This window comes from Thiomicrorhabdus sp. zzn3 (genome assembly GCF_029767755.1).
Lineage (GTDB): Bacteria > Pseudomonadota > Gammaproteobacteria > Thiomicrospirales > Thiomicrospiraceae > Thiomicrorhabdus.
Genome location: NZ_JARUQS010000002.1, coordinates 370,216 through 394,933 on the forward strand (window position 1 = coordinate 370,216; position 24,718 = coordinate 394,933).

At 49.7% G+C, this 24,718-nt stretch carries 24 protein-coding genes; 9 read left to right on the forward strand and 15 right to left on the reverse strand.

Features of this window, described 5'->3' with window-relative positions:
* Positions 1–5 precede the first annotated feature (5 nt).
* Genes hisA through hisB form a run of 3 tightly spaced genes read right to left on the reverse strand, consistent with a single transcriptional unit; the run spans position 6 to position 1,991 of the window.
* A complete protein-coding gene (hisA, locus tag QCB44_RS09320) occupies positions 6–749 on the reverse strand; it encodes a 1-(5-phosphoribosyl)-5-[(5-phosphoribosylamino)methylideneamino]imidazole-4-carboxamide isomerase (RefSeq protein WP_279409657.1) in 744 nt (247 codons plus the stop codon).
* A 16-nt stretch (positions 750–765) separates the two neighbouring features.
* Positions 766–1,404 (reverse strand): imidazole glycerol phosphate synthase subunit HisH, encoded by a 639-nt coding sequence (gene hisH / locus QCB44_RS09325; RefSeq protein ID WP_279409663.1) that lies wholly within the window; start codon positions 1,402–1,404, stop codon positions 766–768.
* On the reverse strand, positions 1,404–1,991 hold the full coding sequence (gene hisB, locus QCB44_RS09330; protein WP_279409666.1) for an imidazoleglycerol-phosphate dehydratase HisB: 588 nt from the start codon (positions 1,989–1,991) through the stop codon (positions 1,404–1,406). Before hisB ends, hisH begins: the two co-directional genes overlap by 1 nt.
* 477 nt (positions 1,992–2,468) lie before the next feature.
* Between hisB and ccoN the strand changes: the two genes are divergently transcribed.
* From ccoN to ccoS, 9 genes are all read left to right on the forward strand, one after another.
* A complete protein-coding gene (gene ccoN / locus QCB44_RS09335) occupies positions 2,469–3,899 on the forward strand; it encodes a cytochrome-c oxidase, cbb3-type subunit I (RefSeq protein WP_279409667.1) in 1,431 nt (476 codons plus the stop codon).
* A 78-nt stretch (positions 3,900–3,977) separates the two neighbouring features.
* Positions 3,978–4,808 carry a cytochrome-c oxidase, cbb3-type subunit II gene (gene ccoO, locus QCB44_RS09340; protein ID WP_279409669.1) on the forward strand — a complete coding sequence of 277 codons (831 nt, stop codon included), beginning with the start codon at positions 3,978–3,980 and terminating at the stop codon, positions 4,806–4,808.
* An 18-nt stretch (positions 4,809–4,826) separates the two neighbouring features.
* Complete coding sequence (locus QCB44_RS09345) at positions 4,827–5,009, forward strand: cbb3-type cytochrome c oxidase subunit 3 (protein WP_279409670.1); 183 nt, start codon at positions 4,827–4,829, stop codon at positions 5,007–5,009.
* Positions 5,010–5,030: 21 nt separating this feature from the next.
* The gene (ccoP, locus tag QCB44_RS09350; protein WP_279409672.1) at positions 5,031–5,939 is read left to right on the forward strand and encodes a cytochrome-c oxidase, cbb3-type subunit III; all 909 of its coding nucleotides are present in this window, start codon (positions 5,031–5,033) and stop codon (positions 5,937–5,939) included.
* A gap of 110 nt (positions 5,940–6,049) precedes the next feature.
* Complete coding sequence (locus tag QCB44_RS09355) at positions 6,050–6,190, forward strand: hypothetical protein (protein ID WP_279409679.1); 141 nt, start codon at positions 6,050–6,052, stop codon at positions 6,188–6,190.
* A 149-nt stretch (positions 6,191–6,339) separates the two neighbouring features.
* Positions 6,340–7,809, forward strand: coding sequence for a cytochrome c oxidase accessory protein CcoG (gene ccoG, locus QCB44_RS09360; RefSeq protein ID WP_279409687.1), 1,470 nt, complete (start codon positions 6,340–6,342; stop codon positions 7,807–7,809).
* A gap of 107 nt (positions 7,810–7,916) precedes the next feature.
* On the forward strand, positions 7,917–8,438 hold the full coding sequence (locus QCB44_RS09365; RefSeq protein ID WP_279409688.1) for a FixH family protein: 522 nt from the start codon (positions 7,917–7,919) through the stop codon (positions 8,436–8,438).
* Positions 8,439–8,443: 5 nt separating this feature from the next.
* On the forward strand, positions 8,444–10,927 hold the full coding sequence (locus tag QCB44_RS09370) for a heavy metal translocating P-type ATPase (protein ID WP_279409689.1): 2,484 nt from the start codon (positions 8,444–8,446) through the stop codon (positions 10,925–10,927).
* Positions 10,927–11,172: a cbb3-type cytochrome oxidase assembly protein CcoS gene (gene ccoS, locus QCB44_RS09375; RefSeq protein WP_279409690.1), complete on the forward strand. Its 246-nt coding sequence runs from the start codon at positions 10,927–10,929 to the stop codon at positions 11,170–11,172. Before QCB44_RS09370 ends, ccoS begins: the two co-directional genes overlap by 1 nt.
* Positions 11,173–11,316: 144 nt before the next feature.
* Here the strand turns inward: ccoS and QCB44_RS09380 are convergent, their stop codons facing one another.
* From QCB44_RS09380 to QCB44_RS09435, 12 genes are all read right to left on the reverse strand, one after another.
* Entirely contained in the window at positions 11,317–11,961 is a 645-nt protein-coding gene (locus QCB44_RS09380; protein WP_279409691.1) for a hypothetical protein, read from the reverse strand.
* A gap of 2 nt (positions 11,962–11,963) precedes the next feature.
* Positions 11,964–12,566, reverse strand: coding sequence for a hypothetical protein (locus QCB44_RS09385; RefSeq protein ID WP_279409692.1), 603 nt, complete (start codon positions 12,564–12,566; stop codon positions 11,964–11,966).
* 21 nt (positions 12,567–12,587) lie between these two features.
* On the reverse strand, positions 12,588–12,956 hold the full coding sequence (locus tag QCB44_RS09390) for an Hpt domain-containing protein (protein ID WP_279409693.1): 369 nt from the start codon (positions 12,954–12,956) through the stop codon (positions 12,588–12,590).
* Positions 12,957–12,967: 11 nt separating this feature from the next.
* Positions 12,968–13,405, reverse strand: coding sequence for a D-aminoacyl-tRNA deacylase (dtd, locus tag QCB44_RS09395; RefSeq protein ID WP_279409694.1), 438 nt, complete (start codon positions 13,403–13,405; stop codon positions 12,968–12,970).
* Entirely contained in the window at positions 13,402–14,364 is a 963-nt protein-coding gene (pip, locus tag QCB44_RS09400) for a prolyl aminopeptidase (RefSeq protein ID WP_279409695.1), read from the reverse strand. Before pip ends, dtd begins: the two co-directional genes overlap by 4 nt.
* Positions 14,365–14,505: 141 nt before the next feature.
* Entirely contained in the window at positions 14,506–16,326 is a 1,821-nt protein-coding gene (gene typA / locus QCB44_RS09405; protein ID WP_279409696.1) for a translational GTPase TypA, read from the reverse strand.
* Between the two features lie 234 nt (positions 16,327–16,560).
* Complete coding sequence (locus QCB44_RS09410; protein WP_279409697.1) at positions 16,561–17,085, reverse strand: YeeE/YedE thiosulfate transporter family protein; 525 nt, start codon at positions 17,083–17,085, stop codon at positions 16,561–16,563.
* 36 nt (positions 17,086–17,121) lie between these two features.
* A complete protein-coding gene (locus QCB44_RS09415) occupies positions 17,122–17,613 on the reverse strand; it encodes a YeeE/YedE thiosulfate transporter family protein (RefSeq protein WP_279409698.1) in 492 nt (163 codons plus the stop codon).
* 154 nt (positions 17,614–17,767) lie between these two features.
* A complete protein-coding gene (locus tag QCB44_RS09420; protein ID WP_279409699.1) occupies positions 17,768–18,850 on the reverse strand; it encodes a hypothetical protein in 1,083 nt (360 codons plus the stop codon).
* 67 nt (positions 18,851–18,917) lie between these two features.
* Complete coding sequence (locus QCB44_RS09425) at positions 18,918–19,214, reverse strand: hypothetical protein (RefSeq protein WP_279409700.1); 297 nt, start codon at positions 19,212–19,214, stop codon at positions 18,918–18,920.
* 95 nt (positions 19,215–19,309) lie between these two features.
* A complete protein-coding gene (metH, locus tag QCB44_RS09430) occupies positions 19,310–23,020 on the reverse strand; it encodes a methionine synthase (RefSeq protein ID WP_279409701.1) in 3,711 nt (1,236 codons plus the stop codon).
* Positions 23,021–23,169: 149 nt separating this feature from the next.
* Complete coding sequence (locus tag QCB44_RS09435; RefSeq protein ID WP_279409702.1) at positions 23,170–24,423, reverse strand: diguanylate cyclase; 1,254 nt, start codon at positions 24,421–24,423, stop codon at positions 23,170–23,172.
* Positions 24,424–24,718: the final 295 nt, after the last annotated feature.

A 24,718-nucleotide genomic window follows, 5' to 3' on the forward strand; every position in this document is an offset into this window, starting at 1 on the left:
ATGATTTACTTGTTGGGTGAAAGTTGGTCCGAAAGGGCTTGGCCTTCGGCAAAGTTCAAGGTGCCTTCGTAGATGGCACGGCCGGTAATGGCGCCGGTCACACCGTCTGCTTCGATAGTGGCTAAGTTACGAATGTCATCCAAGTTGGTGATGCCGCCTGAAGCGATAATTGGAATGCTTAATGCCTTGGCAAGGGATTGGGTAGCTTCGATGTTCACGCCTTGCATCATCCCGTCGCGGCCAATATCGGTATAGATGATGGCTTCAACACCGTCGTTTTCAAATTGTTTGCCCAGTTCCGTAACTTCGTGATCGGTAACTTCGGCCCAGCCGTTAATCGCTACCATGCCGTCTTTGGCATCAAGCCCGACCATGATATGGCCAGGAAAGGCTTGACAGGCTTTCGCAACGAATTCCGGGTTGTGGACCGCCTTGGTTCCAATGATGCAGTAGCTCACGCCGGCATTAAGATAGGCTTCGATGGTCTTCAGGTCGCGAATGCCGCCGCCAATTTGAATGGGTAAGTCAGGGTAGGCTTCGCGCACTTGGTAAACGGCTGAGTCATTAACTGGTTTGCCGTCGAATGCACCGTTTAGGTCGACCATATGCAAACGACGTGCGCCCTGCGTCACCCAGCGTTCTGCCATGGCTACAATGTCGCCGGAGAATACGGTGGCGTCTTCCATGACGCCTTGGCGTAGGCGTACGCATTGACCGTCTTTTAAATCGATTGCGGGAATCAGTAGCATAAGGAATCCTTAAATTTTATTGCCCGTTCCATTGCAGGAAGTTTTTAAACAGTTGCAGTCCATGCTCAGCGCTCTTTTCAGGGTGTGCCTGAATGGCAAACAGATTTTTATGGCTTAATGCGGATGCAAACGTTTGTCCATGCGTGGTTTCACCGGCAATGTAGTTAGGGTTTTGTGGTTCTACAAAATAGCTGTGCACGAAATAAAATCGGCTTTCTTGAGGTATACCATACCAAAGCGGATGCTCATTGGTTTGGTGGATTTGATTCCATCCCATGTGAGGTACTTTTAGCTCGGGATTACGTTCAAGGTCGAAGTGCTTGACTTCGCCTTTGATGATATCTAAGCAGTCGACCCCGTCGTTTTCGTCACTGTGAGACATGAGGACTTGAAGCCCCATGCAGATGCCAAAAAAAGGCTTCTCTTGAGCGGCCTTCTGAATAGGGTGAATCATTCCTGTTTCCTGTAGTGCGTGCATGCAAGCTTTAGCCGCACCTTGTCCGGGAAAGATAATCGAATCGGCTTTTTCGATATCCTCAGGATGGCTGGTGATCAGAATCCGTGTCTGATCATCAGCCATGTGTTCCGCAGCCTTAGAGACGGAACGCAGGTTACCCATGCCATAATCTACAACGGCAACCAGTTTTTGATTCATTACAAACTCCCCTTGGTCGATGGAAGTTTGCCTGCCATGCGCTCATCAGAGCTTAAAGCCACGCGAAGGGCGCGACCAAAGGCTTTAAAGATGGTTTCCACTTGGTGGTGCGCATTATCGCCACGCAAGCAGTCAATATGCAGCGTGGCTTGAGCGTGGTTGACAAACCCTTGAAAGAACTCTGACACCAGTTCGGTATCAAATTGACCGATTTTTTCGCGGGTAAAGTCAGCGTTAAACACCAGTCCCGGACGTCCGGAAAGGTCGATGACTACGCGTGACAGGGCTTCATCCAGGGGCACATAAGCGTGTCCATAACGTTGAATGCCTTTTTTGTCTCCTACCGCTTCACGGATAGCTTGTCCAAGGGTAATTCCGACATCTTCGACAGTATGGTGGTCGTCGATGTGAGTGTCGCCGTTGGCGTTGATTTCAAGGTCGATCAGGCCGTGGCGAGCAATTTGATCAAGCATGTGCTCAAAAAAAGGCACGCCAGTATCTAGGTTGGCATTGCCTTGACCGTCAAGATTGACCGAAACTTTGATTTGGGTTTCTAAGGTGTTTCTTTCTATTGTCGCCGTACGCATGTCAGAGTCCTGTGAATAGTGTGCACAATATAATAACGTAAACCTTGCTTAATAGGTATCTTAAGCATTCTATTTTAAAGGGAGGATATCTTGTTCTAAAGGAGTGAGTTCAGTCGAGTTAAATGACTGCAATTGGATAGAAATCAGGATTGGATTACGCGGCAAGCCCACTGTTTTATAGGGTTTATAAATAATTTTTAATATACCCATATAAATTTTTTTTAGTACAGAATGGCAGGGGGCTTTGGGATAATTAAAAAGGTTAACTTGGAAAATTCTGTTCCGTTTTCGAAAGTTTTGAGGATCAAAATCGAGTTAAATTCTTGATATGGATTAACTTTGTTGGCTGTTTTTTGAACGGAAGGCTCGCACAAGCATTGTATAATAAAAATGTTTGGGGAGCCTTTTCTGTTATTGAAAAATGGCATTTCGATGCGGAACGGGTGAAATTTTAAGACTAAAAGGGGAATCCGACTGATGGATACTATAGCAAAGCCACAGTATGACAATGGCGTGGTGAAGTATTTGACGGTAGGTGCGATTACTTTTCTGGTGCTGGGTACTTTTATGGGTACTTTTGCGGCAGCTCAGTTAGCATGGCCTGCGTTAAACTTTGATATTGCGGAAATCACTTTTGCTCGTCTGCGTGTAATGCATACGAACACGGTTATTTTTGCGTTTGGTGGTATGACTTTGATGGCGACAGCCTTCTACACAGTTCAGCGAACGAATGGTGTGAAGCTTTGGAGTAATGCCATGGCTTGGTGGACAGCCATTTTGTTCACGATTGGTCTGTTGTTGGTCGTTGTCACGATCTCTCTTGGGATGACAACGGGTAAAGAGTATCACGAACAGGAATGGCCGCTGGCTATTGCTATTGCTGTGGTCTGGACAATGTACACGTTTAACTTTGTCATGACAATTGCGTCACGTAACAAAGAAACGCATCCAAACGTTTACGTTTCCAACTGGTTCTTCCTGGGTATGATGATTGCGATCACTTACCTGTATGTGGTTAACGGTTTGGCTATCCCGGTTTCATTGTTCCGTTCTTACTCTATGTTTGCGGGTGTTCAGGACGCCATGATTCAATGGTGGTGGGGACATAACGCGGTAGGTTTCTTCTTGACAGCTGGTTTCTTGGCTATCATGTACTACTTCGTTCCTAAGCAGGCCCAACGTCCTATTTATTCATACCGTCTGTCTGTCATTCACTTCTGGGCGTTGATGTTCGGTTATGTTTGGTTGGGAGCTCACCACCTGCAATATACGGCACTACCAGACTGGACTGGATCTCTGGGTGCGGTTATCTCTCTTGCAATGATTATTCCTTCATGGGGTGGCGCGCTTAACGGTATGTTGACGTTGTCAGGAGCTTGGGACCGTCTTCGTACTGACTATATCCTGCGCTTCTTGATCATCTCATTGGCGTTCTATGCGATGTCAACGTTCGAAGGTCCTGTAATGGCTTCTAAAACGGTAAATGCGCTTTCTCACTACACTGACTGGACGGTTGGTCACGTTCACTCGGGTGCTTTGGGATGGGTTGCTATGGTTTCGATCGGTGCTTTGTATCACATGGTTATGAAGCTGTGGAATACTGAAATGTACTCGATGAAACTGATTAACTTCCATTTCTGGTTGGCTACGATTGGTACGGTGTTCTACATCGTAGCAATGTGGGTATCCGGTATCATGCAAGGTTTGATGTGGCGTGCTTATGATGAGTACGGTACTTTGGCCTATACCTTTGCTGAATCGGTAGCAGCAATGCACCCATATTATGCGATGCGTGCTTTGGGTGGTCTTCTGTTCTTCAGTGGTGCAGCCGTTATGTTGTATAACGTTGTTATGACAATTCGCATGGCAAATGCGAAGCAAACACAACAAGCTGAAGCGCACGCCTAATAGCGTAGTTAATTGAGAATAGCGGCAGGTAGTAGCTTGCCGCCTACTTGAATTTAATGAGTTGAGGAGCACAAACTCATGGCTGATAATCAAGAACCAAAAAACTTGCAGGACGGTTTAGAGCGTAATATTTTTGCTCTTTTCCTGGCGACTGCATTTGCAGTTTCAATTGCGGGTATCGTTGAAATCGTTCCATTGTTCTATCTGAAATCTGCTGTAGATTACACAGAGCAAACAGATAAATACGGGAACGTAAAAAACGAGAAATTCCCAGAGTTGGTTTGGGAACGTACCTTTACCACAGATGAAAACGGCAAGCTTGTAGCAGATAAAGCTTTATATAGGCTTGATAAGAACGGTAAGGCAGTAGCTGGAGACTGGAAACCAGGTGATGGTGTTCGTCCATATACGCCACTGGAGCTGGCTGGCCGTGATATCTATTTACGTGAAGGGTGCTATATCTGTCACTCGCAAATGATTCGTCCTTTCCGTGATGAACGAGAGCGTTATGGTCACTACTCATTGGCTACAGAATCTATGTACGATCACCCAATGCAATGGGGGTCAAAACGTACTGGTCCTGATATGGCCCGTGTTGGTGGTAAGTACTCTAACGAATGGCATGTCATGCACTTAATGCGTCCACAAGATGTGGTCCCAGAGTCTGTTATGCCGGCCTATCCATGGTTAGCTGAAAATAGTATTGAAAAAGATTTCTTTGGCACCAAGCGTGACATGAAAAAGCGTCTGTCTGTAATGCGTACCCTGGGTGTACCTTACACAGATGAAGAGATTGAAAACGCTGATGCGGCTATCAAAGGGCATACAGAAATGGATGCCATTGTTGCTTACCTTCAGGTTCTTGGAACCATGGTTAAGTTAGACGATAGCAAAACATATCGTGAGTAATGGCGGGTTTATTTAACCGTGAGTAATCTTGAACACTATTTCAGCACCGACTGGTCAGCAATGACTGGCCAGGATTGGGCTGGATTAATCATCACAGTATTGGTTTTCTTTGGAATGCTTATTACTTTCTGGCGTACATTGCGTCCAAGTAAGCGAAAAGAGCTGGAAGAAGAAAAGTATAAGATACTGAAAGATGACTAATTTATTCTGAGGAGAATAACTATGGCACACCATAATCCATGGCCAGACGAAGGGAACACAGGCCATATTTGGGATGAAGATCTGCGTGAATTAGATAACCCACCTCCACTGTGGTGGATGCTTTCATTCTACGCCGGTTTCATCATGATCGTTTTTTATACCCTTTATTATCCTGTTATTCCGCTAACGGATGAAACAGGTGAGTTCACCAAGGGGATGGCAGGATGGACTCAGGTTGAAGAGTACCATGAAGATTACAAAGTCTTGAAAGATTGGCGTAAAGCTAAATTTGCGGACAAAGAAGAGAAATTGGCTTCGATGTCTGTAGATGAAATTCTTAAAGACGATGAAATGAAGTCTTATGCAGTAGCCACCTCAAAAATGTTGTTTGGTGATTACTGTGCAGCCTGTCACGGTGCTGGTGGACAAGGTAACCCTAACTTCCCAGTCTTAGCTGATGATGATTGGTTGTGGGGTGGTAAGCCAGCCCAGATCGAAGCCTCTATTAAAAACGGTCGTATTGGTAACATGCCTGCTAAAGGGATGATGGGTAACTTAACTGAACAAGAAATCAGTGATGTTGCTGATTATGTGATTGCACTTTCGGAAGGAAAGGGTAATGACGCAGCCTATGCTGCTGGTAAAGCAGTTTATGCAAAAGGTATGTGTCTAGCCTGTCACGGTCCTGCTGGTAAACCTCTGGCACCTGCTGGTGCAGCAAATCTAACCGATCAGGTTTGGCGTTTTGGTTCAGATCGTGAGGAGATCATTAATGTGATCACAAACGGTGTGAACGTTAAGAAAAACGGTTCTTACATTGAGGGTACTAAACAAGCGGTTATGCCTGCCTTTAAAGAACGTTTGCCTAATGCCGAAGTTAACATCAAGCGTCTGGCTGTTTATGTTCACAGCTTAGGCGGTGGTCAATAACGGTTGAGGTAACTGATTGTTGCGTTAAACTAAAAGGGAGAGCATTAAGTTCTCCCTTTTTTCTATAAGCCAAAGAACTTGATTTTAATCAAGAAATGAGGAGTATGAATATGGGTGATTTAAATAGCGATTGGGTACTATGGGGATCAATTGGCGCAGTTGTTTTTTCCATTGTAGCTCTGGTAGCTTTTGCATGGAAAGCCACACGCGGCATGGAAGGACTGGAAAAAGACGAACATAAGCAGGATTAAGCTTGTCTGATTAACCAGTATTTAAAAAATAGGCCTACATTTGTAGGCCTATTTTTTTATAGGCAGCAATAAAAATAATAAGTTATGCATATTAAGGTTCTCTTATAAAATGTAGGGCGAATGGATTATACGAACGCAAGGATCGCTATATGACCACTGATAAAAAAGATCTTTATCGAGATAAAGGTGAAACCGGCTCATTGTTAGATGAAATGGACACCAGCAATAAAAACTTACAAAACATTGGTGTGGAAATTTTACCGGTGCATACGGAGGGCACGGTACACGCTAAGCGTATACCTGGGAAATTCCGTACCTTTAAATGGTGGGCAGCCTCTTTCTGGATTATTCTATTTGTAGGGCCGTATCTTCGTTGGGATGGTCATCAAGCCATCTTGTTCGATTTGCCAAACCGCCAGTTTCATATTTTTGGGCTGACGATTCTTCCACAGGATATTTGGATCCTGGCCATGATACTGCTGTTTTTCGCTTTGCTTTTAGCGGCATCCACCGCAATAGCCGGACGGCTTTGGTGCGGCTATTTTTGTTTTCATACCGTCTGGACGGATGTCTTTACCTGGATTGAAGAAAAATTGGAAGGGCAGCCTAACAAGCGCATGAAGCTCGATAAGCAGCCGCTTAACTTTGAAAAGTTAAAGATTAAAGTGCCAAAACATTTAATTTGGCTTTTGATTGGCTTAGCGACTTCCTTTAGCTTTGTGGCTTATTTTGTCGATGCATTTGATTTATGGTCACGCCTGTTCAGTCTGGAATGGGGGGTCACTGAGACTACAGTGGTGATCGCGTTAGGCGTGGCGACCTATTTCTTTGCCGGAATCTTGCGCGAGCAAGTTTGTATTGGTTTTTGCCCTTATGCTCGTATTCAGGGGGCGATGTACGATACGGAAACGGTCGTGCCAACCTATGATAAGGAGCGTGGCGAACCTCGTGGACGTATGCGTAGAGCCAAGCCTGGGGAAGAGGTTCCTGAGCTTGGCGATTGTATCGATTGTAACTTGTGCGTTGCCGTCTGTCCTACCGGTGTGGATATTCGTTATGGTCAGCAGTTTGGTTGTATTACCTGCGGACTGTGTATCGATGCCTGCGATTCAGTCATGGAAAAAATTAAGAAACCAAAAGGATTGATTCGTTACGCGTCATTGGCTGAATTTGGTGGTAAGCAGTTGCCTGCTATCTGGAAGCGTCCCCGTGTGGTTGTTTACAGTTCGATCATGGCTTTTGCCGGTATCATGATTATTTGGGGGTTGTTGACCATGTCCCCAATGGATGTGAAAGCACTGCATGAGCGTGCGCCCCTTTTCGTGCAGATGAGTGACGGCAATATCCAGAATAAATGGACCATGAAAGTGGTTAATAAGGGCAGTGTTCCGATGCAAGCACAAATCAGCGTGGAAGGCCCTGAAGGGTTAACCTATAGCGTTGATAAGGTTTTGGAGATTCAAGCTGGGAATGTTGGTTCTGCCACCTTGTTTGTGAAAATTCCGAAGAAACAGCTAACTGATGTCAACACGCCGATCGTGATTAAGGTCGTAGACCTAAACAATCCAGCCGTGGTCGAGCGTTATGAAACAGCATTTATCGGCCCGCGTGTGCGTTAATGAGGTTATTAATGGAATTGAGTTAAGCATGACTTAATTAAATAGTTTCATAACTGTATAATAATAAGCCCTTTTTTAGGGCTTTTTTTATTTTAGGAGACGTGTCAATGGCACAGCTAAAGCAGGACACACGTGATTGGAGCGTGGCTTGGAAAAATCCATTTGTTGTAGGTTGGTTTGTGATTTTGACGATCGTATTGGCCGTGAACTTTTTCATGGTCAGTATGGCGATTGTAACCAACCCTGGATTGGTCATCGAAGACTTCTATGAAAAAGGCAAAAACATGGATGCTGTGCTTGCAAATCGCAAGCGCATGGAACAACTGGGTTGGCAGCTGAATGTCGATCTGCCAATACTGAGTGAAGGCAAAGCCAAAACCGTGACGTTAACGGTTCTAGATAAAAATGATCAAGCATTTGATGTGGATTCCGCCATTCTCTACTACTATCGCCCTTCTGATAAAGCGCTTGATGGCGAAATTGCATTACAACCAACGGGTAATCCAGGGGTTTATACCGCTGAATTTGCTTTGCCGTTAAAAGGTAAATGGGACTTGGTCATGGAAGTTCATCGCGGCGACGACCATTTTAATGTTGGCCGCAGCATCATGGTCCAAGATCCAGAGTAAACTGAATGGCACAAAACTGTTTTCATTGCGGTCAGGCGATTCCTGAAGGTGAGGTTGTTTTAAAACCGATTGAGGGCGAAGAACAAACCTTTTGTTGCCATGGCTGTGCCAGTGTATGTGAGGTCATTTACGAAGCCGGCATGCAGAGCTTTTATCAGCGCACACCGGATGGTGAACTGCTTTCTCCGCCTCCACCACCAAATAAAGATATCGATTTTTACGACTACGATGAAGTGCAGTCGCAATACGTGTCCGATTTAAGCGATCGACGCGAAATTACCTTGATGTCGGAGGCGATTCACTGTGCCGCGTGTGTTTGGCTGATTGAGCACACGATGGCAAAAATGGATGGCATCCTATTGGCACGGGTGAATTTCACCAATAAACAGATCAAAGTCCGCTGGGATAACAGTCGAATCAAGCTTTCAGATATCATCAAAAAGCTTAATAGCATCGGTTACGATGCCACGCCGTATGACCCCTCCGCGAGTGAGGAGGCCTACCGAAAAGCCAATCGTGACCTGCTTTACCGCTTAGGTTTTGCCGGTTTTGCGATGATGAATGTCATGTGGTTTTCTGTTGCCCTGTATAGCGGCGCGGCCGATGATCTGGAATATCGCAACTACTTCCATTGGCTGGAGCTGATCATCGCCACCATTACCCTAGCATATTCGGGTCAACCGTTTTTTAAGGGGGCGTGGACTTCCATTCGATCGAAATCGGTCGGAATGGATGTGTCCATCAGCTTGGGGATGGCGACCACCTACCTCTACTCATGCTGGGTAACGCTGCATCCGGAGAATGTTGGCGACGTCTACTTTGATACCTTGATCGATTTTATGTTCCTGCTGCTAATCGGTCGCTATCTGGAAGCGATTTCGAAAAACAAAGCCATTGATGCCTCAAGGCGCTTAATGGATCTACAGCCCAAAGTCGCCCGGCAATTGATTGATGGTGAAACCCAGGTCGTACCGGTTAGAACGCTAGTGAAGGGAAACCGTATCGTGGTCAAACCGGGCGATCAATTTCCGGTGGATGGCCATTTGGTAGACGGTCACGGCATGGTGAATGAATCCATGCTCAGTGGTGAATCGCGTGAAATCGAAAAAGGAATCGGCGACCGGGTTTCTGCCGGTACCATCAATATCGATGGAAGTCTGACGGTTGAAGTGGATGCCATTTTGCAGGACACCAAGCTTGGACGCATTGTGCATATGGTGGAGGAAGCTCAGGGATCGAAAGCCCCGATTCAGTGTACGGCGGACAAGATCATGCCGTGGTTCGTCAGTGTCACCATTACTCTGGCTGTTGCGAGTTTTGTTTACTGGTTCTTTAACGCCGGCATTGAATTTGCCATTATGACCGGTACGGCCGTCCTCATCATCACTTGTCCTTGTGCATTCGGGCTGGCCACACCTATGGCGATTGCCGTTGCCTCCGGCGTATCGGCGCGTAACGGAATTTTGGTTAAAAACGGGGCCGTATTGGAAACCCTGAATACCGTTGAGCATTTTGTATTTGATAAGACCGGTACCTTGACCAAAGGCGAAATGAAAGTGGTAGACAGCCAATGGATCGAAGGGGTGGATACGGCTGCGTTAATGCAGGAGGTGGGTTCGGTTGAGCATCGTTCCGAACACTCCCTGGCCCGCGGGATTTGTGATTCGATTCAGGAACAATACGATCTGCACACTAAGGATTGGTTTGAGGTTCAAGCTTTCAAGGCAGTTCCCGGTAAAGGTGTCCAGGGGGAAATCAATGGCCACCAGATCAATGTCGGTACTGCTAAATGGCTGAGCGATTTGCAGATTGAGTTACCGAATGTTTTGCTTGAACAGGCCCAGGCTCACGCCAAGTTGGCACAAACTGCGATCTGGGTGGCTAAGGACAAAAAGGTACAGGGAGTGCTCTTTGTTGAGGACGAGCTGCGTGCTGAGGCGCCTGAACTGATTCGCAGACTCAAGGCGGCAGGCAAACAGGTGACTTTGCTTAGTGGTGATCAGCAATTAGTCGCCGAACGGGTTGCGGAAAAACTGGGCGGCATGGATGTGATCGCCGAGGTGTTGCCGGAAGATAAAAACCAGGTGATTCGTGAGCTGCAGGCACAGGATAAAGTGGTGGCCATGGTGGGTGACGGGATTAACGATGCGCCTGCTTTGGTGCGTGCGGATGTGGGAATTGCGTTGGGTTCCGGCACGGATGTTTCCATGGACAGCGCGGATATTGTGTTAATGGGCAATGATCTGATGGCGGTAGATACCGCCGTGGCACTCTCGGCGCGTACCTTAAGAACGATTCGCCAGAATATCGCCAGTTCCATTACCTACAATGTGATTATGGTCCCACTGGCTATGAGCGGCACGTTAACCCCGTTGATTGCAGCGATTACCATGCCGTTAAGTAGTTTGGTGGTTATTGGTAACGCAGCGCGGATCCGCAGCTTTTTTGGGCGTAGAGCCATTGAACAACGTAAACGAGGAGCGCGCTAATGGAAGTGATTTATGGCTTGATTCCGATGATGCTGTTTTTCGGTTTTCTGGTGGTGGTCGTGTTTATTTGGATGGCAAAAAACGGCCATTTTGACGATCTGGACGGTGCGGCCAACCGTATCTTCATGGAGGATGAGTATCCCGAGGAAACGAAAAAAACAGAAGCGAACGACGCTCAGGCTAAGCAATCTGAAAGCGCTGAAGAAAAGGCGTTTGAAACAGAGGCGACAGATAAAAGGTCTTAGTGTCGATTCGAAGATTTGAAAGATTGAGCAACGGAACAGGCCTGTTCCGTTTGTCAAAACAGTTTCTATTTTTTCACCTATAAAAAAGCCCGCTATAGAAAACCATCTGTGCGGGCTTTTTGCTTTTGAGGTGCAAGGCCGTGTTTATTTTGCTGAACTGTATTGCAGCGCTTCCGGGCCTTCCGGGTCAATGATCAGTTCCAATCCGCGTTGCTTGTAGAACCAGTGATCCAGTTGATCATCCTGTTTTTCCTTGTAATCCGGTTCGCCAAAACGCATGTCAATCGCGCGTTGCGTCAGGTTTTTGCGTGGAATCAGGGTTATGCTGGAAATGGTTTTATCGAGAAAGGCTAAATTGTCGGCGGACGACATTTTAACCTCTTTAGCCCCTGAGCCTGTTGGGCTGATCTTGGCGCCACGGTTATAAACGGCTTCTAGCTCTTCAGGTGAGGCGATCAGGCGCACGGCAATCGCCGCCTTAATCGAACCGATGAAAACCGTCGGGAAATAGGCCTCAGCACTTTTATTGCTGCCGTCGTGATCGGTAAACAGACGCAGTTCAACATCCTTGCCATAGATTTCCATCGCTTCTCTAAGGGTGGTGTGTTTCAAGGTAATGCCTAAAGCGTGCAAATTCCCTTGTTCATCAAAGGCGGAGTTCCACGGCAGCATCGCCTCATCAACTTCTTCATGCTGTGGTTCAATCGAAATAAACAGTGCCAGCAGAAGAAAAGAACCGATCAGAACAATCAGAAACGGCGGGATTGAGCGTTTTTTAGAATCGGCCATGGTTAGGACTCACCCTTGTTCTTGTTTGAGTCAGCGTGAGCCGGTGCTTCGTCACTGCCGTTGCCCAGTTCCGCATTCGCGCCCGCAGCGCGCGGCAGGAATTTTTCAATCGCAGGGTTGGAGATGCCATTCCCTGCGTCGTAAACCGAAATGCCGGTTTGCATAAAGGTAATCAGTACTGCCACAAAAATCACCACGGCGGCAAAGCGGATGGTAATGATCTCGCCCAGGTTGGTTTGCCCGCCTTCGGTCGAGAAATCGTTCATGGTGAAGCCGCCTGGGAAAATCAAGTCAATCAAGGTGTACAGTGCCACCATGCCGATGGCGATTGCATAGCTGATCAGCAGAATACGTCCGCGACGCCATGCCATGGTCCAGTGAGATGCCACAAACCAAGTGTCTTGTTCCACAACCTGCTTGCGTTTAAAGTACAGATAAGCAATCACGAGTGAAGAGATTACCGGAACCAGCAGCAGTTGGGCGGTATCCCCAATTTCTAACACGATCATCGAAATGAATAGATGAGTGATAATGATATTGATGTTGAAAATGTGGTGCGGCGTTTTCGCACGTCTCTTTTCATCTTCGGTAACCTGGTAGTGCATAACAACTCCGTTGTCTTGGGTTCAATTCTGAATCGAATTTAAATAAGCATCCAAACGTTCTATTATCGCTGAATTTTCACTTTTAATCATTGAAAGAATCTGTGCAAGGGTATTGAACTTTTGAGGGGAAGCCTCTCCCCCGGCAGATTCTTGCAGCTGTTGGCACAGTTGAGGCAGGACGATGGCACCGATATTGGCCGAGCTGCCTTTCAGGGTATGGCATATATCGGCCATTTTAGCGCTGTCATGCTGCTGGAGTGCCTCGATCAGGGCGTTGATGTGCTCCCGGCTGGTTTGGACGTAGCTTTGCAATATCAGCGCTAGGCGTGAACCGATGGCGGCATGCAGTTCGTCAAGATAGGCGATGGAAATGGAATCTTTCGCTGGCATGGCCAAGTCCACTAGACTTCAAGCCAGAAGGTGACGGGACCGTTATTGGTCAGCGAGACCTGCATGTCGGCACCAAAACGCCCGGTTTGCGGTGCCTGGTAAGCTTGTGTGACCGCAGCGACAAAGTCATCAAACAAAGGTTCGGCCTGCTGTGGTGGCATACTGCGGCTAAAACTGGGGCGCAACCCGGAACGGGTATCGGCCGCCAGGGTAAATTGCGGCACCAGCAACAGCTCACCATTCACCTGCTGCACGTTCAGGTTCATTTTGTCGTTGTCATCGGCAAACAGGCGGTAGTGCAGCAGCTTATGGGTCATTTTCTGTACCGTCTCCATCGTGTCCTGCGGTTGGAATCCGGTCAATACCACCAGGCCTGAGCGGATTTTGCCCACGGTTTCACCTGCAATATCCACCTGCCCTTGAGTCACGCGTTGAATCAGACAGATCATAGCGCCTCCATCTGGTCGGCAAAATCGTCGGTGGCCTGAACCAGCGCTTCGCTGATTTCCTCTTCAAACGCCGAGTGACCGGCACGATTGCAGATGATCAGTTTGGCGTCGGGCAACTTTTCCACCAATTCAAAGGCCTGGTTGACCGGGCATACCATGTCGTAGCGTCCGTGAACGATGGTGATTGGCAGTTTGCGCAAAATCGCCGCATGCTTCAGAATCTGATTATCCTCAATAAAGGCATCATGATAGAAGTAATGGCATTCAATCCGCGCCATGGCCAAAGCATGGAATGGATCGCCGAAGTGATTAACTAGATCGGGATCGGTCTGCAGGGTGGACGTGCGTCCCTCCCAAACGGACCAGGCCTCTGCCGCGCGCATGCGGGCTACCTCATCCTCACTGGTGAGGATGGTGTGATAAGCGGAAATCATGTTGCCGCGTTCCCTCTCCGCAATCGGGGCAATGAAGTCCTGCCAATAATCCGGATAAAAACGGTCGGCCCCTTGCTGATAGAACCATTCCACATCCTGTTTGCGACACAGAAAAATGCCGCGCAGAATCAAGCCAAGCGAACGCTCCGGATAGGTTTCAGCATACAGCAGTGCCAGCGTCGACCCCCAGGAGCCGCCAAATAACAGCCACTTGTCAATTTGCAGATGGCGGCGGATTTTTTCCATATCCTCAATCAGGTGGGCAGTGGTGTTGTTGGTTAAACACGCATGCGGACGCGATTTGCCGCAGCCGCGCTGATCAAACAAAATAATGCGGTAACGGTCTGGATTGAAAAATTGGCGATGCACCGCACTGTAGCCGCCACCGGGGCCGCCGTGGAGAAACACCACAGGAATGCCGTCAGGATTACCACTCTCTTCAACATGCAAGGTGTGCCGGTGGTCAACTTGCAAACTGTGTTGGGTGTAGGGTTCAATCGGGGGGTAGAGGGCGTGATAGTGCATGTTATTCTGTATTTTTTCTGATTATTCCATCAGTTTACCCAATTTATCGGGATTTTAAAGTAAAAAAGCCGATCTGAAAGGCAGCGAACTCCCTATTCAGACCGGCTTTATCAAGCGTTATGTGATGGGTAAACGTTTGGCTTAGTCTTTTTGACGGCCCGCGCGTTTACGCTCGTTTTCCGTCAATAGTTTTTTACGGATACGTACGCTTTCTGGGGTGACTTCAACCAGCTCGTCATCGTCGATAAATTCCAACGCCTGCTCTAACGAGAAACGGATCGGCGGGGTCAACGTCAAGGCTTCATCCGTACCGGCGGCACGCATGTTGGTCAGCTGCTTACCTTTTAGAGGGTTAACCGTCAGGTCGTTAGCACGGCTGTGCAGACCGATGATCATGCCTTCATAAACCTCATCACCGTGGCCGATATACAGACGTCCGCGGTCTTGCAGGTTGAACAGCGCGAACGCCAGTGCTTTACCTTGACCCATAGAGATCAATACCCCGTTAGTGCGCTCACCGAGCGAACCGGAGAATTTCGGACCGTAGTGAGAGAAGCTTGAGAAGATCAAGCCGTTACCCTGAGTGGCGGTCATGAATTCGGTACGGAAACCGATCAAACCGCGTGAAGGAATCACAAAGTCGATACGCACGCGACCGTGTCCGTCTGGAACCATGTCGACCATTTCGGCTTTACGCATCCCCAGTTTCTCCATGATCGTTCCCTGAGATTCTTCCGGAACGTCAACGGTCAGGTTTTCATAAGGTTCCTGGATTTCGCCATCCACTTCCTTGAAGATAACTTCGGGACGTGAGATCCCCATTTCAAAGCCTTCACGACGCATGGTTTCGATCAGAACCGACAAATGCAGCTCACCACGGCCAGAAACGCGGAACTTGTTGGCGTCATCTGTATCTTCAACACGCAATGCCACGTTGGTCAGAAGTTCTTTTTCCAAACGTTCGCGAATCTGACGCGAAGTCAACAACTTACCTTCCTGGCCCACGAATGGTGAATCGTTAACCTGGAAAGTCATGCTGACCGTTGGCTCGTCAACCGTCAATGGAGGCAACGCTTCCGGGTGGTTTGGATCACACAAGGTATCCGAGATGTTCAATGGGTCCAGACCGGTAAAGGCGACGATGTCCCCCGCATGCGCTTCGTCGACGTTAATACGCTCAAGACCGTGATAGCCGAATAGCTCACCGATCTTACCGTTACGCTTATTGCCTTTCGCGTCGATGATGCTGACCGGCATACCGACTTGAACCGAACCACGCTTGATACGCCCGGTACCGATGACCCCTTTATAGGTATCGTAATCCAGAGAGATACATTGCAGCTGGAACGGACCGCCTAGATCCACGTCCGGTGGCGAGACTTTTTCCACGATGGTTTCAAAGACCGGCTGCATGTCACCGTCACGGACATCGTCATCGTAGCCGGCAAAACCGTTCAGACCAGAGGCATACAAGACATCGAAGTCCATCTGCTCATCAGTGGCCCCCAACCGGTCGAACAGGTCGAAAGTCTGATCCAGTACCCAGTCCGGACGTGCGCCAGGACGGTCGATTTTGTTGATGACGACGATCGGCTTCAGACCTTGCTGTAGCGCCTTTTCGGTTACAAAGCGGGTTTGCGGCATCGGTCCTTCAACCGAGTCAACCAATAGCAATACCGAATCCACCATCGACAGGATACGCTCTACCTCGCCACCGAAGTCGGCGTGGCCCGGAGTGTCCACGATATTGATGCGGTAGTCGTTCCAGTTGATGGCGGTGTTTTTAGACAGGATGGTGATGCCACGCTCTTTTTCCAGGTCGTTGGAGTCCATCACGCGCTCGCCGGTATCTTTGCGCTCGTCCAATGTGCCGGATTGACGCAGCAATTGGTCAACTAGGGTGGTTTTACCGTGGTCAACGTGAGCGATAATGGCGATATTACGAATATGTTGTGTACTCATTCAGGAGTTACTCTCTCTCGTGCTTAGGCGCGGATGTCTCTTTTCTCTGATAAAACAGTCGCTTAGTGTGGGAACACGGGCCTAAGGGTTTAAAAAAGGGAGTATTATAAAGAAATTTGACGAGGAATATAGACAAAAACCGCTTAACCCCTCGAATTTATGTAATTATTTCAGGTGGTTAAACCGGCTTTTTGAAACGCAACAGGCCTGGTGGGCAGGCCTGTCGAAAATACACTAAGGCCGGTCGCAGCTGTCTTCTTTCAATGTGTCGCGAATTCGGCCGTTATTAGCGATAAAGCTTTGCAACACGCCATAAGCCATGGTGCCCAGCAGCAAGCCGCCTAACACAAACAGCGCACTGAGCTTGCCTTCACCAAGCATAGCGGGAACCGTGCCCGGACAGGAGGCGGTCATCGCCCAGCCGATACCAAACAGCATGGCGCCGGCAATCAGGCCTTTTTGGTAGGGTTTTTTGACAAAGTCCACCTCGGCCCCGGTAGTGACCGCGCGCACATGGAATTTTTTGAGCAGAAATACACCGATCATCGCTATGATGACCGCGGTGACAATCACCTCCATCAGCTGGAAGTCGATCATCAAAAACATTTTGGCGTGATAATCAAAGGTGGTGGCCCCTGCACGACTCATCAAAAAACCAAACATCAAGCCCATCAGCAGGGCGAGAAAGTTGGAACGATACACAAAGCTGAACGAGATCAGAAACAGCTTGATGCTTTTCAGTAATGGAAATTTATACATAATCGAATCCGTTAACCGTTTTAGTCAGCCGCGCCGTTAAAAGTTAAAAAACAGCAGTTGCGTAGTGACAAAAGCGCTGATGAAAAACACCGCACCAGCCAGCAGGCTGGGCGGATTCATCATCGCACCACCCACCAGGGCATGCCCTGTGGTACAGGCTCCAGCCAGTCGTGCGCCAAATCCGAGCAGCATGCCGCCGAACATCAGCCAGATCGCTTTAGCCGCATCCGACTGCGGCAGAATGTCTTCATACATGCCCATGTCAAAGGTAATGTGCCACGGTTCCGGTGAGGTCAATGCACTCAGCAGGCCTCCCAGAGGAATCCCGATTAAAAACCACAGCTTGGTATTGTTTGGGTTGCTGTATTCGCCTTCACGGTAATACTGCATTTTTTTACAGATCAGGCCACAAACATTGCCGTAACCCGTTGAACAACCGGCTGGTTTTCCCATTAGCCAGAAGTGCAGGATGACAAAAAAGCCAATGGCCAAACCTCCAAGCCAGCCGGCCCAGACGATCACATCCATAAGTGTTTCCTTATAAATAATTTTTATAGAGTAACAATATTTTGTCTATTTCGATATCCGGGGTCAAAGTAGGGATTTTTGCTCTCGGATAAAAGATTTTTATGAAATATAAGAAATCTGTATGTCTAGCGAAAAAGTGTGTTTATTCAAACTGTTATTTAGGCGTCACAAAGGCATGTTGGCTGAGCGTATGCAGATCGCGCCAGGCGCGACCAAATGCAGAATCATTGAAGACCGCCATCATGCCGGCGCGGGCTTTCAAAAGGTCGATCGCTGTAAGGCAATCCTGCACCATGTCCACACCCGCTTGCTGCACCTGGTGACGCAAGGCTTCTTCAGGATTATGACCGTTTTCGGCTTGTTTCCAAACCTCTTCGGCTAACTGGTAGAGCCGGTCACGAGCGGAGAAAATCAAGCGATGGGCCCTATCGCAACGTTGCTGAACGTCGGCATCTTCGGCAAGCGGTTGTGAGCAAGCCGGCAGATATTTGTGCTGGGCAAATTCACTGAAAGCGGTCAGTGCATGTTGCGCAATGCCGATGGCCACGCTGGCAAAAGAGAGGCTGGCCAGGGTTTCCAGCGGGCAGCGAAAAATCGGATCGTCCAATAGCGGTTCGTTAGCGAGGGAGAAGGTATAGGCTTTTGTCACCGCAACCGCGTCGATGCTGAAATCGTGGCTGCCGGTGGCTTGCATACCGAATACCGACCAGGTGTTATGAATCGTCACTTGATCAGCAGGCACGGCCACGGCGGTGATTTCATTGCCGTTGCCGTCAATTTGGCAGTTGGCGGTAAACCAGGTGGCGTGATGCGCGCCGCTGGCATAGGCCCATCGGCCGGAGACGTTGAAGCCGTTTACGGTTGTGGTTGCCATGCCGGACGGTGTGCCCGAACCGGCAATCACCGCACGTTCCGGCGCAAAGATTTCCCGCGCGGCGACGTCTTCGATAAATCCGGAAAACAGTCCGCCGCCGGCGCCGATCATCACCAGCCATCCGGTCGCGCCGTCCGCCGACGCTACCAATTCAAACACACGCAGGGCCGTCAACAGATCGGTCGGTTCGCCATTGTAGGTTTGTGGAATAAACAATCGGAACAAGCGCTGTTCGAACAGCGCTTCCAAAACATCATTACGCAAATGCCCAAGTTGCTCGGACTCTGCGGCGGCCTGTTTAATGAATGGCAGAAGCGCGCTAACGCTGTCCAGTAACTTTTGGGAGGTTGAATGTTGGCGCATGACTGGTTGTGGGAGAAAATGAAAATGGTTTTTCTAAACTAAATTAACCAGGCTTGGTGACTTTTGGTTATTTAGTGTAGGTTTCATTGCGGTTGCGCCACAGTTTGGCCACCGCCTTGTCGCTGCCTAAATAGGCCACCAGCAAACTGAGCAGGCCTATGGCTACGAAAATAAGCACCGGGAACAGCCCCGCAATCTGATTGGCGAGCAGTGAAAAATAGGCACCGACAAACCCGAGTGAGACAAACATAAAGCCCATGACTTTCAGCACCTTGCGGTGCGAGGGACTGTATTCAAAATCCCCTTCGGCATTTTCCAGAGGATTCAGAATCGGGGCGGCGAGTTTGAGTAATAAATTTTTCATGGGTATGAGTGTAACCAGTTGCGGACCGCATGTCTAATGGTTGGATGTGCTTAGAAAGTGAAAAGGGCGAATAAATCGCCCTTTTGTATAGACAGTTACTGTGCAAAATCTTCCGGATCGTAACCCAGGTTCGGTGCGAGCCATTTTTCGGCTTCTTCGATCGTCCAATCTTTGCGCTGGGCGTAGTCTTCAACCTGATCGCGGCCGAGTGAACCGACACCGAAGTAGCGGCTTTCCGGATGCGCGAAGTAGGTTCCGGAAACTGCGGCGGTCGGTGTCATCGCAAAGCTTTCGGTGATGTCCAGGCCGATGGTGGTATCCGGTTTCAACAGTTCCCAAATCGTGCCTTTTTCGGTGTGATCCGGGCAAGCCGGATAACCCGCCGCCGGACGGATACCCTGGTAGCGTTCACGGATCAGATCTTCGTTGTCCAGATTCTCGTCCGGCGCGTAGCCCCACTCTTGTTTACGTACCATTTCATGCAGGGTTTCGGCAAAGGCTTCGGCAAAACGGTCGGCCAGGGCTTTGAGCATAATCGAACGGTAGTCGTCATGCGCCGCTTCAAAGCGTTCGATGTGTTCGTCGATGCCGATCCCCGCGGTCACCGCGAAGAAACCGATGTAGTCGGCTACGCCGCTCTCTTTGGGGGCGATGAAATCCGACAGACAGTTGTTGGCTCCGCCGCGTTTTTTCTCCGCCTGCTGGCGCAGGTGGTGGAAAGTGTGCAGTACTTGGGTGCGCGATTCGTCGGTATAGACCTCAATGTCGTCGCCGACGCGGTTGGCCGGATAGAAGCCGTAAACCGCTTTGGCGGTGAGCCACTTCTCGTCGATGATCTGCTTGAGCATGATCTGGGCGTCGGCAAACACCTTGCGCGCCTCTTCACCGACGACCTTGTCATCGAGAATGCGCGGGTAGAGGCCGTGCAGCTCCCAGGACTGGAAGAACGGCGACCAGTCGAAACGCTCGACCAGTTTTTCCAGTGGGAAGTCTTCCAGCACCTTGTTGCCCAAGAAGCTCGGTTTGACCGGTGTGAATTCAGACCAGGCCTGCTCAGTCAGGGCTGGGTTTTCGCGCGCCTTGTTGATTGGAATACGCTTCACCTGTTTGGCTCGCGCTTTACGCTCCTCACGCACCTGTTCGTATTCGGCGCGGATCTTGGCGGCAAAGTCGGCTTTCAGGTCGTTGGAGATCAAGCTCTGCGCCACCCCCACGGCACGCGAGGCGTCTTTAACATACACGACCGGATGGTCGTATTGCGGTTCGATCTTCACTGCGGTGTGCGCTTTGGAGGTGGTCGCGCCACCGATCAGCAACGGCAGGTCCATATTGCGCTCTTTCATCAGTTTGGCGACATTGACCATCTCTTCCAGAGAGGGGGTGATCAACCCGGACAGGCCGATGACGTTGGCACCCTGTTCGATGGCGGTGTCGAGAATCTTCTCCGCCGGTACCATGACGCCGAGGTCGATGACCTCGAAATTGTTACATTGCAGCACTACGCCGACGATGTTCTTACCGATGTCGTGCACGTCGCCCTTAACGGTGGCCATGACAATTTTGCCTTGCGCCTGACCTTCGGCTTTTTGCGCCATCAGGTATGGGTCAAGATAGGCCACGGCGCGCTTCATCACGCGGGCGGATTTGACCACCTGCGGCAGGAACATTTTTCCGGAACCGAACAGGTCGCCGACCACGTTCATGCCGTCCATCAATGGCCCTTCAATCACCAGCAGGGCCGAGCCGAGTTTTTGGTAGGCCTCTTCGGTATCGGCTTCAATGTAGTCGGTGATCCCTTTGACCAGTGCGTGTTCAAGGCGTTTTTCCACTGACTCTTCGCGCCAAGCGGTGTCTTGCACCTTACCGGCAGCCGTACCGTCGCCACGGAACTCTTCAGCCACTTCCAGCAGGCGCTCTCCGGCTTCAGGGTCTTTATTCAAGATAACGTCTTCAACGGCCAGGCGCAGTTTTTCCGGCAGGTTATCGTAGATCGCCATCTGTCCGGCGTTGACGATCCCCATGTCCATGCCTTCCTTGATCGCGTAGTAGAGGAAGACCGAGTGGATCGCTTCACGCACCGGGTTGTTGCCGCGGAACGAGAAGGAGACGTTGGACACCCCGCCGGACACCTTGGCATAAGGCAGGTTCTGTTTGATCCAGGTGACGGCATTGATGAAGTCCAGGCCGTAGTTGTTGTGTTCTTCGATCCCGGTCGCCACCGCGAAGATGTTGGGGTCGAAAATAATGTCCTGCGGCAGGAAGCCAACCTTTTCGGTCAGCACCTTGTAGGAGCGTTCACAGATTTCGATTTTGCGTTCCAGGGTATCCGCCTGTCCGGTTTCGTCAAAGGCCATGACAATGGCGGCGGCGCCGTACTGTTTCACCAGTTTGGCCTGTTCGATGAACTTCTCTTCCCCCTCTTTCAGCGAGATAGAGTTGACCACGCCTTTACCCTGAATGCATTTCAGACCCGCCTCGATGACCTCCCATTTGGAGGAGTCGATCATAATCGGTACCCGCGAGGCTTCCGGTTCCGACGCCAGCAGGTTGAGGAACTTAATCATGCATGCCTTGGCGTCGAGCATTCCTTCGTCCATATTGATGTCGATGATCTGGGCACCGTCTTCCACCTGCTTGACCGCAATTTCGATCGCTTCTTCGTAGTTCTCTTCGATGATCAGGCGCTTGAATTTGGCGGAACCGGTGACGTTGTTACGCTCGCCGACGTTGACGAACAGCGAGCTCTCGTCGATGTTGAGCGGCTCCAGACCGGACAGGCGGCAGGCCGGTTGAATTTCCGGCAAGGCGCGCGCCGGGTGAGCCAGTGCCGCGTCTGCCATGGCTTTAACGTGATCCGGTGTGGTGCCGCAGCAACCGCCGATGATGTTGATCCAGCCTTTTTCCGCCCACACCGCGATCTCGGCCGCCATCTGTTCCGGGGTTTCGTCGTATTCGCCGAACTCGTTCGGCAGACCGGCGTTGGGGTGAACGGAGACATAGGTTTCGCAGACGCGGCTCAATTCCTCGACGTAAGGGCGCAGTTCCTCGGGCCCCAAAGCGCAGTTCAAACCGACCGACAAAGGTTCCGCATGGGCGACGGCATTGTAGAACGCCTCGGTGGTCTGACCGGAAAGGGTACGTCCGGACGCGTCGGTGATGGTTCCACTTAATTGGATGGGAACTTCGTAACCGACTTCTTTTTCCACCTCTTTGACCGCGAAAATGGCCGCTTTGGCGTTGAGGGTGTCGAAGATGGTTTCAATCAGAATGGTGTCTACGCCACCTTCGAGCAAGGCATGCGTGGCCTGTTTGTAGGCCGTGACCAGTTCGTCGAACGAGGTGTTGCGGTAGCCGGGATCGTTGACGTCCGGCGAGATCGAAGCGGTACGGTTGGTTGGCCCCAAGACTCCGGCCACAAAACGCGGCTTGCCGTCTTCGGCTTCGGCGATGTCACAGGCTTCGCGCGCGACTTTGGCGGCGGCCAGGTTGATTTCGCTGACATACTCCTGCATGTCGTAATCGGCCTGGGCGATGGTGGTGGCATTGAAGGAGTTGGTCTCGAGAATATCGACGCCTTTGCGCAGGAACTGTAAGTGAATGTCGCGGATGGCTTCCGGCTTGGTGATGACCAGGATATCGTTGTTGCCTTTGATATCCATATGGTAGTCGGCAAAGCGTTCACCGCGAAAGTCTTCTTCGCTTAGATTCATGCCTTGAATCATGGTGCCCATCGCACCATCCAGCACAAGTACGCGCTGTTTCAGCAGGGATTTAAGTTGTTGGAGACGTTCGCTTCGTTGAGTCATTGAAAATACCATCTATATGCATCGGTTGAATCGCGCTATTTTACCCGATTTGCAACACAATCACTAATAACCCGCCAAGGGTTTATGGATTGGATTCGAGAGAGGCGGGATAGAGGGTTTTTCAGCGGCTTAGTTTGGCTCGAATGGGTTCAAAATTCGACTTCGACGCGGTTGCGCCCGGACTCCTTGGCGCGGTAGAGTGCTTTGTCCGCCTTGGCAATGGCTTCATCCAAGGATACGCCCGAGTAGGTGAGCCCTTGACTCAAGGTCAAGGGCAGACCGAGTGCATCCGGGGAGTGTTGCTCAATGCGGTGTCTCAGGGTTTCACTTAGTGATTCGATCTCACTCGCATCGTTGACTTCTCCAAGAATGCAGAACTCCTCGCCGCCAAAGCGGGCCGCTAGAAAGTGATTGAAGGTGTCTTGAAGGTGTTGGCTGACAAATTGAATCGCCTCATCGCCCTTTTGATGACCGTAGGTGTCATTGACCGATTTGAAGTGATCGATGTCCGCCATGAGTACAAAGAAGTACTTTTGATGGTTTTTAAGCTGGTCAAACAGCCATTGGCCATGGCTAAAGAAGTAGCCGCGGTTAAACAGGCCGGTTAAGGCGTCGGTGCGAGAAATATGTTCGATCTCTTTATAGGCGGCCGTCTGTTCAATGTTCTGTTTGACGCGAACATACAGTTCTTCGGCGGTGAACTCGAGATTGAAAAAGTCGTTGACACCGTACTTCATCAGCTTAATCGCAGTGGCGATATTGGCACTGGTTTCGCAGGCCAGAATGGGCAGTTGATTTTGTGTGTACGACTGCCGCACACGGCTGACTACCTCATAGGGGGTGGAACTTTGGTCGCACGTGGCTTCGCTGCCTTCCAGCAGTACCAGATCGGGGTGTTTTTCGCGCAAAGCGGATAAGAATTCATTATTGTTCTCGAATACGGTGACCTGATAACGGTGGACGCGCAGCAGGCCTGAAAGTTTTGAGCTATAGTGGGATTTCCAGGAGGTGACCAGCCAGATGTGACGACGTGCGTTTTGGTATAGACGGAACGCGGTTTGCACGGCATAGTGAATCGCAGACGGGCTGTCTTTGACGACGTAATCGGCGACCTTTTGTTTGAACATCTCCTGGCGGGTTTTGTCATTATAGGTCGCAGTTAAGACGACCGTGGTAATGTGCCGGCTGTGGAGCAGTTCAATCGCTTCTCCCGGCTCGCCGTCGGGAAGGTGCAGATCGCTCAAACAGACCACAAAATGATAATCCGAACCCAAGAGTTTTCTGGCTTCCGCCAATGAATGGCAGGTCAGAATAGGCAGGCTCGTGAGTTTTTGTAACTGGTCTTTGAGCAGTAGGGTAATGGATTTTTGATCGTCAATAATCAGAAAGGCGTCTTGGCTCATGAATGTCAGCAACAGGTTAGGTTTTTAATATAGGGATCAGTTTAATTTATTGGGGTGAGAGTGCAAGTTTTCAGTGTAGCAAATAATGGCTGGGCAGGCGATTAAATGTTACGTATTTAATCTTATTTTTTAAAAGGCGTTTTGGCTGTCTTTTGATGGTTGGAAGAATCGAATATCGATTGTGAGTAAGTGTTTGATAACGGTGAACTCATACACGGTTGTGGCGTCCATTCTTTATAGATTGAGTTTTGCTATAATGGACGGATTTAAAAGTGTTCGCTGGCGTGAAAAAAAC

Bases quoted from the DNA above. Each gene is read 5' to 3' on its own strand.
- ccoG (WP_279409687.1), top strand. From the start codon at position 6,340: ATGACCACTGATAAAAAAGATCTTTATCGAGATAAAGGTGAAACCGGC.
- dtd (WP_279409694.1), bottom strand. From the start codon at position 13,405: ATGATCTGTCTGATTCAACGCGTGACTCAAGGGCAGGTGGATATTGCA.
- typA (WP_279409696.1), bottom strand. From the start codon at position 16,326: ATGAGTACACAACATATTCGTAATATCGCCATTATCGCTCACGTTGAC.
- ccoO (WP_279409669.1), top strand. From the start codon at position 3,978: ATGGCTGATAATCAAGAACCAAAAAACTTGCAGGACGGTTTAGAGCGT.
- QCB44_RS09410 (WP_279409697.1), bottom strand. From the start codon at position 17,085: ATGTATAAATTTCCATTACTGAAAAGCATCAAGCTGTTTCTGATCTCG.
- QCB44_RS09390 (WP_279409693.1), bottom strand. From the start codon at position 12,956: ATGCCAGCGAAAGATTCCATTTCCATCGCCTATCTTGACGAACTGCAT.
- QCB44_RS09365 (WP_279409688.1), top strand. From the start codon at position 7,917: ATGGCACAGCTAAAGCAGGACACACGTGATTGGAGCGTGGCTTGGAAA.
- QCB44_RS09435 (WP_279409702.1), bottom strand. From the start codon at position 24,423: ATGAGCCAAGACGCCTTTCTGATTATTGACGATCAAAAATCCATTACC.
- ccoP (WP_279409672.1), top strand. From the start codon at position 5,031: ATGGCACACCATAATCCATGGCCAGACGAAGGGAACACAGGCCATATT.
- QCB44_RS09420 (WP_279409699.1), bottom strand. From the start codon at position 18,850: ATGCGCCAACATTCAACCTCCCAAAAGTTACTGGACAGCGTTAGCGCG.
- QCB44_RS09425 (WP_279409700.1), bottom strand. From the start codon at position 19,214: ATGAAAAATTTATTACTCAAACTCGCCGCCCCGATTCTGAATCCTCTG.
- QCB44_RS09355 (WP_279409679.1), top strand. From the start codon at position 6,050: ATGGGTGATTTAAATAGCGATTGGGTACTATGGGGATCAATTGGCGCA.
- hisB (WP_279409666.1), bottom strand. From the start codon at position 1,991: ATGCGTACGGCGACAATAGAAAGAAACACCTTAGAAACCCAAATCAAA.
- hisA (WP_279409657.1), bottom strand. From the start codon at position 749: ATGCTACTGATTCCCGCAATCGATTTAAAAGACGGTCAATGCGTACGC.
- QCB44_RS09415 (WP_279409698.1), bottom strand. From the start codon at position 17,613: ATGGATGTGATCGTCTGGGCCGGCTGGCTTGGAGGTTTGGCCATTGGC.
- QCB44_RS09385 (WP_279409692.1), bottom strand. From the start codon at position 12,566: ATGCACTACCAGGTTACCGAAGATGAAAAGAGACGTGCGAAAACGCCG.
- hisH (WP_279409663.1), bottom strand. From the start codon at position 1,404: ATGAATCAAAAACTGGTTGCCGTTGTAGATTATGGCATGGGTAACCTG.
- ccoN (WP_279409667.1), top strand. From the start codon at position 2,469: ATGGATACTATAGCAAAGCCACAGTATGACAATGGCGTGGTGAAGTAT.
- metH (WP_279409701.1), bottom strand. From the start codon at position 23,020: ATGACTCAACGAAGCGAACGTCTCCAACAACTTAAATCCCTGCTGAAA.
- QCB44_RS09370 (WP_279409689.1), top strand. From the start codon at position 8,444: ATGGCACAAAACTGTTTTCATTGCGGTCAGGCGATTCCTGAAGGTGAG.
- ccoS (WP_279409690.1), top strand. From the start codon at position 10,927: ATGGAAGTGATTTATGGCTTGATTCCGATGATGCTGTTTTTCGGTTTT.
- pip (WP_279409695.1), bottom strand. From the start codon at position 14,364: ATGCACTATCACGCCCTCTACCCCCCGATTGAACCCTACACCCAACAC.
- QCB44_RS09380 (WP_279409691.1), bottom strand. From the start codon at position 11,961: ATGGCCGATTCTAAAAAACGCTCAATCCCGCCGTTTCTGATTGTTCTG.